Below are 8,014 nucleotides of genomic sequence, written 5' to 3'. Positions count from 1 at the left end.
CCCTAAACAAAAAAATATTTTTACACTTTTCTCCCTTCTTATACATATATTAAATAGTACATATACCCATCCTCATGTAAGAAGCGTGGTTTCTAAAAACAAAACATGAATAGAAATCCACTCACCAACCTCTCATCAATAGCATTTTAGATTTTTGAGAGCAGGATTAAACAAGGAGGGATTCCTATGCCTACGTGGCTAAAAAAACAAATGCAACGTGCATATTTCGAAAAAAACCGGTATCAAATTAAATTATTAAATGAATGCTGGTTTTATTATAGCAAAATACATCAAAGCTCATAATCCATTACACTTTTTATTCCATAAAAAAAGAGCAGTTTCGTCTGCTCTCTTCTCTTACTATTCAATCGGCAACATAGATAGTGCAACGCGTCCTTTTTTTGTATCAATATCATCTACCCATACTTTTACAATTTGCCCTACTGATACAACATCTAACGGATGCTTTACAAACTGTTTGCTAAGTTTAGAAATATGTACTAAACCATCTTGCTTTACGCCAACATCAACAAAAGCACCAAAATCAACAACGTTACGAACTGTTCCTTCTAGTTCCATACCACGTTTTAAATCTTCTAATTTCAAAATCCCTTTTTTCAGAAGTGGTTTAGGCAACTCATCCCTCATATCTCTTTCTGGACTAATAAGCGCATCTATAATATCAACTAACGTCGGCTCCCCAACTCCTGTTTCTTGAGATAACTTAGAAATCTCTACTTCTTCCAATCTCTTTTGTAATTGCGGTTGTCCTACGTCATCTATCGATAACCCTAGACTCTTCAATAACAATTCAACATTTTTATATTGCTCTGGATGAATACCTGTTCGATCTAATGGATTCGCTCCTTCTAGTATACGTAAGAAACCTATACATTGTTCATACGTCTTTGCACCTAAACGCGGGATTTTCTTTAATTCCGTGCGCTTCGTGAATTTCCCATCTTCTTCTCTCTTTGCCACAATATTTTTCGCAACAGTTTTCGATAAACCTGAAACATATTGTAACAATGCAACCGAAGCCGTATTTACATTAACCCCAACTTGGTTAACAGCTGTTTCTACTACAAATGTTAATGACTCATTCAGTCTCTTTTGAGATACATCATGTTGGTATTGTCCAACCCCAACTGATTTAGGATCAATTTTCACAAGTTCAGCAAGTGGATCTTGCAGACGTCTTCCAATAGAAACGGCACTTCTCTCTTCAACTTGTAAATTCGGGAATTCCTCACGAGCTAAATCAGAGGCTGAATATACACTAGCACCCGCTTCATTTACAATAATATAAAAGACATCTCGGTTCACACTTTGTAATACATCTACTATAAACTCTTCTGTTTCTCTAGATGCTGTCCCATTACCAATTGCAATCATTTCAACTTGATATTTATCTATAATAGAAAGAACTTTCGTTTTTGCATCATCATATTTACGAACAGGTGGATGCGGATAAATAACATCGATATGTAGTACTTTCCCCGTATCATCTACTACAGACAATTTACAACCAGTTCTATATGCCGGATCTACCGCTAGCACGACTTTCCCTTTCATCGGAGGTTGTAATAATAAGTTACGTAAGTTCTCAGAGAAAATATGTATCGCTTGTTCTTCAGCTGTTTCTGTTAATTCTTTACGAATTTCTCTTTCGATTGAAGATTGAATTAATCGTTTATAACCATCTTCAATCGCTAATTGTACATAATGTGCACTTTTCGAATCGTTATCACGAATTACTTTCTTATTTAAGAAAGTTACTATCTCATCTACTGGCGGAACAACAGCAACTCTCAATATATCTTCTTTCTCGCCACGATTCATTGCTAATACACGATGTGGTACTACTTTTTGCAATGGTTCTTCATAACTGTAATACATTTCATATATATTCTTTTCATCTTTTTCTTCATCTTTCACGGACGAAGACATAACACCTTTTCTAAAAGTAACATTTCGAATCCAACTACGATACGCAGCTTCATCTGAAACCATTTCTGCAATAATGTCTTGTGCACCTTGTAAAGCTTCTTCTGCAGATTGCACTTCTTTCTCTACATTAATAAATTCCACTGCCTTTTTAGCCGGATCTTCTTTCTTATATAACAATAACCATTCAGCTAATGGTTCTAATCCTTTTTCTTTAGCGATTGTCGCTTTCGTTCTTCTTTTCTCTTTATATGGACGATATAGATCTTCTACTTCTTGCAACTTTGTAGCTTTAACAATTTGCTGTCGCAGCTCTTCTGTCAGTTTCCCCTTCTCATCAATAAGACGAAGAACTTCTTCCTTCCTATCTTCAAGTTGCATCATATATTGCCATCTCTCTAAAATCGTACGAATTTGCACCTCATCTAAAGAGCCTGTCCATTCTTTTCGGTAACGAGCAATAAATGGAACTGTGTTACCTTCTTCTGTTAATTGAATAACATGACGAACTTGCTTTTCGGTAAAGCCTAATTCTTTCACTAACATTTTCATTAACGCTTGTCGATTATCTACCATTTCCATATACAACCGTAACCTCCTCTATAATAAAAAAAGTTGCCCTTCAAAGAGAGCAACTTAAACTGCCGATTTAAAAATCTATTAGTCCTAAACTAATTTGTAACGCTTCATCTACACGACTCATCATCACTTCATCCAAATGAGTGATTTTGTCCGTTAAGCGTTGCTTATCGATTGTTCGAATCTGCTCAAGTAAAATAACAGAATCTCTCTCAAAACCATACTTTTTCGCATCAATTTCCACATGAGTGGGTAATTTCGCTTTTTGAATCTGTGCAGTAATAGCCGCTACAATCACCGTTGGACTAAAACGATTTCCGATGTCATTTTGAATGACAAGAACCGGACGAACGCCTCCTTGCTCAGAACCAACAACTGGGGAAAGGTCTGCAAAATACACGTCGCCGCGTTTTACAATCAAAATATTACCCCCCGCTAACTAAGCGTTCTACTGTATGAGCTGCTTCATACTCTGCTAAGAAAGCTTCAGATGCAATACCAAGATTAATTTTTCCCATTTCAATGTACCCACGTCGCATTGATTCATGTTGGTAGCGTTTCTTCGTCTTATGTTGACGCAATAACAATTGTGTTGCCTGGCAAATTAGTTCATGGCGATTCTTATTCTCTTGTTTTCCAATTCCGTCCAATTCCGTTACCATTTGCTTTGGCAACCGAACCACGATTTCAGTAGTTACACTTGATTCGGACACAAAAATACACCTCCACCGTCAACTACACACCCAAATATATATATGACACCTATTGTAATAATACCATTGTATGGAGCCTGTTGCAAAGACTTCCTTATTCCTTGCTTATGTTTTCCAATTCACAAACAAAACATTCATCTTCTTAAATTTTTTATCTCATAACTAACTAAAAACAATAGAACTCCTCTTCAAAACTTACGTGCAACTTATATAAAAAATGATTATAAGTAAAAAGCTTCTCATCAAAAAGAGCTTATTATCCAGCAATGAACAGTCACTCCAATGACAAGAAGCAATCATACTACCTTCTATATATTGTTCAAGTAATTAATTATCTCTACAACCTTACCATTCCGTATAAATATTCTTGGCACACGGAAACTGATCGTTGCAATAATTTCATAATTAATAGTCCCTGAGTATTCCGCAACCTCTGTAGCGCTAATATACTCATCTCCTTGCCTTCCAATAAGCGTAACTTTCGTACCAAGTGGCACTTCACAAGGAAGATGAATCATGAACTGATCCATTGTTACTCGCCCTACAATCGGTACCCTTTTACCATTTATAAGCACTTCAAATCCTTGTAACCTTCTAAGCCACCCATCTGCATAGCCAATCGCTACAGTCGCAATCCATTCTTCAGTTTTCGTTCGATAGGTGACGTTATAACTAATTCCATCACCTTTAATTACCTGTTTAATATGAGCGACTTTCGTATGAAGTGATAGCGCCGGTTCTAATTCAAATGGTAAAAAAGGACGTATTTCTACAGAAGGAGATAATCCATACATTGCAATCCCAATTCGCACTGCATTAAATGTAATCCCTTGAAAACGTAACGTCGCAGCACTATTAGCTGTATGAACAAACTTAGGATCCACTCCGAATTCTTTCAACCAACTTAACTGCTCCAAGAACGTGTTATATTGCTTATCAAAATACGAAGTCTCAACCTCATCTGCCGTTGCAAAATGCGTGTATACTCCTTCTAACTCTAAAAACGGTGCACCCTCTAAACTCTTTAAAAATTCTTTTAGCTCTTTTCTTTCACGTATTCCAATTCTCCCCATACCACTATCAAAGTTAATATGGAATTTCATTACAGATGAACCATCCCAAAGTTTAATTGCTTCTTCCACCCATTCTTTTTGAAAAACAGTTAGCGCTACATCATTTTCAGCAGCTACATTTACATCACGCGGCGGCGAGGGACCTAACACTAAAATCGGTTCAGTAATACCAGCCCTCCGAAGCACTAAAGCTTCATCTAAAAAAGCAACAGCTAACCTTGTTGCACCTGCTTCTAATGCCGTTTTAGCCACCGGTACATAATCGTGCCCATATGCGTTTGCTTTAACTACAGCAAAAATCTCTACATTACTTGGGATGAACTCTTTAATATGTGTAACGTTGTTATAAATGGCATCTAAATCCACTTCCACCCAAGTGTCACGGTAAAATGGTGCTTCTTCCATAAATACACTTCCTTATACACGATATGCGAAGCTTATTCTTTTATATGCTTCTTTTATGAAATCCACCTTCAAACTAAGAAAAGACGTGGTGCACATATATCACCACGTCTAAGAAGTTTACTTCACCTGCTTCGCTGTAACTGAACGAGCAACCATTAACAGCTCCTTCGGCTCTAAACCTTTAGACACGAGCATATATTCTACTCCGTTATGCGACCACGTTACAGAGTCTTTCGTTAATGCACCAATCGTAAACCCAAGATCAACTGGTTCTCCACTTACACTTACCGCTGATGATGCCTCTGCAACTTTTGCCTTTTCTTGTATTAAAGTAAAGGATTTCTTATTTCCAGTGTATGTGAGTATCGCACGCTTGCCACTGTCTGTCTTCAACTCTTTTTCATCTTGCAGAGTCATACCTTGTGGTGTATCAAGTGGATACAAAATAGCAAACGGTTTGTCTTCTTTCGCTGTTGTTTGAACATCTACCTGTGCTCTAGACATATTTTGTTTCGTATCAAATGCACCTTTATCAAATTTCGCATCGAATTTCACTTTAGAGAAATCTACTTTCACAAGAACATTTTGATCATTATCCATTAACTTCACTGAAACTGGAGTCAAGTCGCTCTTATTCAATGTAATCTCTTGTCTCGGCAACATATTTTGATGTTGATAGTTTGTTTTTGTTTTAAAAATATAATACTTATCTGTTTTCTCAAAAGTAAGGTTTTTCTTGTCCTGCAAAATATCTCTTACAAGTGATTCATATAAATAAGCCTGGCTACTATTTTGCGGCCAATCACTTTGAAAACGGAAGCTCTTATTAAGTGCTGGCGTTAATACAAATACACCTTCTTCATTTCTCAAAATAATTTGGCTCTGATCTTTTTTTGCATTCTTTAAATTCACACGATAAAAAGACGGTTCCTTATGCCAAATCTCTACGTTATACTCTTGAGGCTCATTGCCTGTTTTAATAGATAATTTTGCCTCAGCTTGATAACTTTTCATCCCTTTTACTTTTGATTCTAAATCTCTCACGACATCATCTTGCTTCTTTTCCACACAACCCGCCAACACAAAAACGGTCAACAAACCGACAAGAACTAAAAACAGACGCCTTTTCATCAATTCAGCCCCTTTGCCCCTATAAATGAATGGAAGATGTACCTTCCTTATCGCTACCTCAAATATATGAGACAAAGATATAAAATATGCAGACTAGCGTGACGAGCTTTCTAAAACAACTTGAGCAACAGCAAATTCCTTACTATGACTAATTGATAAATGAACAATATACTCTGTACTTGTAATCAGAATTGGCTTACCTCTTTCATCATTTTTCACTTCAATATCTAAAAAACTCACTTCTTTTCCGATACCAGTACCTACAGCTTTTGAATACGCCTCTTTCGCTGCAAACCTTCCAGCTACAAACTCTGTAAGGCGACTTCCTTTCAGCTCCATAGCAACATTACGTTCATTTTCCGTTAAAATACGTTCCATAAATTTAAGCTTTCCATCTAGCATTTTTTCAATACGATTTAATTCAATAATATCGATACCAATCCCTATAATCATTTCGAAATCCCCTTCTTCTATTTAACTTTCTTCTTTCATATTGATAAGAATAACAGAGAATCTTTCTGATGCAAAAGGGGTGAAAGTAACCGTATGCTAATAAGATCCACTCATATTTCTTTACAACCGACTATTCTTACCTTACTTCTTATTCATTTAGTCATGATGATATTAGGCGACTTTTTTCTCTTACCACTGGCAGCCTCTAATGAATATATCGCTAAAGGAGAATGGTGGCGTGTCATAACTTCTCTTCTCGTACACGTAGACTTACAACATTTTCTTTCTAATAGTATTTTTTTGTTTGCTCTTGGTTCTTCTATCGAAAAGCAACTCGGACACTTTTCTTTTTTTATTCTATTTTTTCTCTCTGGAATTTCTGGAAATATTTCTTCTTATATTATTATGCCGCTTGAATATATTCACGCAGGTGCATCAGGTGGTATTTTCGGACTATTAGGTGCACAGTTATTTTTATTGTACAATCGATACCGCTCTTCAAAACCAAAAGAAATTGCCATTTTCTCAATTATGATTCTTCTATTACTACTATTTACTTTCTTTAACCCTTCTGCCAATCCGATCAGTCATTTAACAGGTTTAATAACCGGTGGCATTTTAACCCCTTTTTTAACCCAAAAAAACGATGGTGCAAAGCTTATTTAATATAAAAGCTTGCACCATCGATAATTTCTACATCTACTTGTTCACTTAAATCTCTCATTAATTGAAATAAAGACTCATCCTTCATCTTCGCCTCAATCATACAATCAATTTGCGGAACACTTCCCTTTATCCTTCTTAAAAAAGATAAAAATGCCTCTACATTAATATAATCTGCATGAGCTCTTGGATCTTTTCCCTCTCTAGGGCTAGAGATATGCATTTTAACCGGCAACAAAGACGTTTCCCACGTATGAACGACACGTGCCCAATCTTCATGCCAATCTTCTTGCTCATTATTCATCATATGGTGATGCAAGTCAAATACGACGGGAATATCTAATTTTTCTCCTAAATATAATGTTTCCTCTAACGTAAAGGTTGTATCATCATTTTCTAATATAATCATTTCTTGAATACCCCTTGGGACATTAGACCAATTCTCTATAAAGCGCTCTAATGCAAGTTCTTTATCTTTATATCCTCCTCCGACATGCAGTACACATCGTTGCTTATGTTCAACCCCCATGCCTTTTAATAATTTTTTGTGCATCTGCAATGTTTTTACAGATTGTTTAAAAACACTCTCCTCAGGTGAATTTAGTACAACAAAATGATCTGGATGGAAATCAATTCTCATATTCATATGAACTGCATATTCACCTAGTTTTTTTAAATTTTCTTTTAAAGGACGAATATAGTTCCACTCTAGCAATTCCTCATGATTCGCTAAAGGAATGAGCTTTGAACTGAGCCGAAAGAAAGATATGTCATGCCCTTTATTATGCTTTAATAAACGTAAACAATTTTCTAAATTGGAATTAGCAATTCTTTCAAGTTTACGAATTGCAGCAGCACGATCATCTAATTTCTGAAACTGTGCATACGTCATCGTTTGAGATGGAGATGCATTCTTCAAATGTACACTCATCGCAACGTAACCAAGCCTTACAAGCATATAACAGCCCCTTTTCTATCATAACTATTATGTAGTATGCACAATTATAGAAATAAAAAAAGAGAATGCCCGCAAAGGGCATTCTCTTTTTT

9 protein-coding genes are annotated in these 8,014 nt (G+C 36.0%); 2 read left to right on the top strand and 7 right to left on the bottom strand.

Annotated elements, in window-relative coordinates; translation table 11 throughout:
• Positions 1 to 186: 186 nt before the first annotated feature.
• Positions 187 to 303 (top strand): cortex morphogenetic protein CmpA, encoded by a 117-nt coding sequence (gene cmpA, locus DN407_RS01380; RefSeq protein WP_001143642.1) that lies wholly within the window; start codon positions 187 to 189, stop codon positions 301 to 303.
• Between the two features lie 57 nt (positions 304 to 360).
• Here cmpA and DN407_RS01375 read toward each other — a convergent pair whose 3' ends face one another.
• From DN407_RS01375 to acpS, 6 genes are all read right to left on the bottom strand, one after another.
• On the bottom strand, positions 361 to 2,529 hold the full coding sequence (locus DN407_RS01375) for a Tex family protein (RefSeq protein WP_000426236.1): 2,169 nt from the start codon (positions 2,527 to 2,529) through the stop codon (positions 361 to 363).
• Positions 2,530 to 2,596: 67 nt separating this feature from the next.
• A complete protein-coding gene (gene ndoA / locus DN407_RS01370) occupies positions 2,597 to 2,947 on the bottom strand; it encodes a type II toxin-antitoxin system endoribonuclease NdoA (protein WP_000635965.1) in 351 nt (116 codons plus the stop codon).
• 4 nt (positions 2,948 to 2,951) lie between these two features.
• The gene (locus DN407_RS01365) at positions 2,952 to 3,239 is read right to left on the bottom strand and encodes an antitoxin EndoAI (RefSeq protein ID WP_000004570.1); all 288 of its coding nucleotides are present in this window, start codon (positions 3,237 to 3,239) and stop codon (positions 2,952 to 2,954) included.
• 308 nt (positions 3,240 to 3,547) lie between these two features.
• On the bottom strand, positions 3,548 to 4,717 hold the full coding sequence (alr, locus tag DN407_RS01360; protein WP_000390617.1) for an alanine racemase: 1,170 nt from the start codon (positions 4,715 to 4,717) through the stop codon (positions 3,548 to 3,550).
• 117 nt (positions 4,718 to 4,834) lie between these two features.
• Positions 4,835 to 5,785, bottom strand: coding sequence for a LolA family protein (locus DN407_RS01355; RefSeq protein ID WP_002004297.1), 951 nt, complete (start codon positions 5,783 to 5,785; stop codon positions 4,835 to 4,837).
• Positions 5,786 to 5,941: 156 nt separating this feature from the next.
• Complete coding sequence (gene acpS, locus DN407_RS01350) at positions 5,942 to 6,301, bottom strand: holo-ACP synthase (RefSeq protein ID WP_000583417.1); 360 nt, start codon at positions 6,299 to 6,301, stop codon at positions 5,942 to 5,944.
• Positions 6,302 to 6,394: 93 nt separating this feature from the next.
• On the opposite strand from acpS, the gene DN407_RS01345 reads away from it, so the two are divergent.
• Positions 6,395 to 6,967: a rhomboid family intramembrane serine protease gene (locus DN407_RS01345; RefSeq protein WP_000908524.1), complete on the top strand. Its 573-nt coding sequence runs from the start codon at positions 6,395 to 6,397 to the stop codon at positions 6,965 to 6,967.
• Here DN407_RS01345 and uvsE read toward each other — a convergent pair.
• Entirely contained in the window at positions 6,960 to 7,922 is a 963-nt protein-coding gene (gene uvsE / locus DN407_RS01340) for a UV DNA damage repair endonuclease UvsE (protein WP_149215949.1), read from the bottom strand. The two genes, DN407_RS01345 and uvsE, sit on opposite strands and share 8 nt — an antisense overlap.
• Positions 7,923 to 8,014 lie beyond the last annotated feature (92 nt).

Source organism: Bacillus sp. JAS24-2 (genome assembly GCF_008274905.1).
In the GTDB taxonomy this organism is placed as follows: domain Bacteria; phylum Bacillota; class Bacilli; order Bacillales; family Bacillaceae_G; genus Bacillus_A; species Bacillus_A cereus.
Note: the sequence above shows the minus strand (reverse complement) of the source record. Positions and strands in the feature narration are given on the sequence as shown.

Excerpts from the sequence above, each read along its gene's own strand:
- cmpA (WP_001143642.1), top strand. The coding sequence starts at position 187 with ATGCCTACGTGGCTAAAAAAACAAATGCAACGTGCATATTTCGAAAAA.
- DN407_RS01375 (WP_000426236.1), bottom strand. The coding sequence starts at position 2,529 with ATGGAAATGGTAGATAATCGACAAGCGTTAATGAAAATGTTAGTGAAA.
- alr (WP_000390617.1), bottom strand. The coding sequence starts at position 4,717 with ATGGAAGAAGCACCATTTTACCGTGACACTTGGGTGGAAGTGGATTTA.
- DN407_RS01345 (WP_000908524.1), top strand. The coding sequence starts at position 6,395 with ATGCTAATAAGATCCACTCATATTTCTTTACAACCGACTATTCTTACC.
- acpS (WP_000583417.1), bottom strand. The coding sequence starts at position 6,301 with ATGATTATAGGGATTGGTATCGATATTATTGAATTAAATCGTATTGAA.
- uvsE (WP_149215949.1), bottom strand. The coding sequence starts at position 7,922 with ATGCTTGTAAGGCTTGGTTACGTTGCGATGAGTGTACATTTGAAGAAT.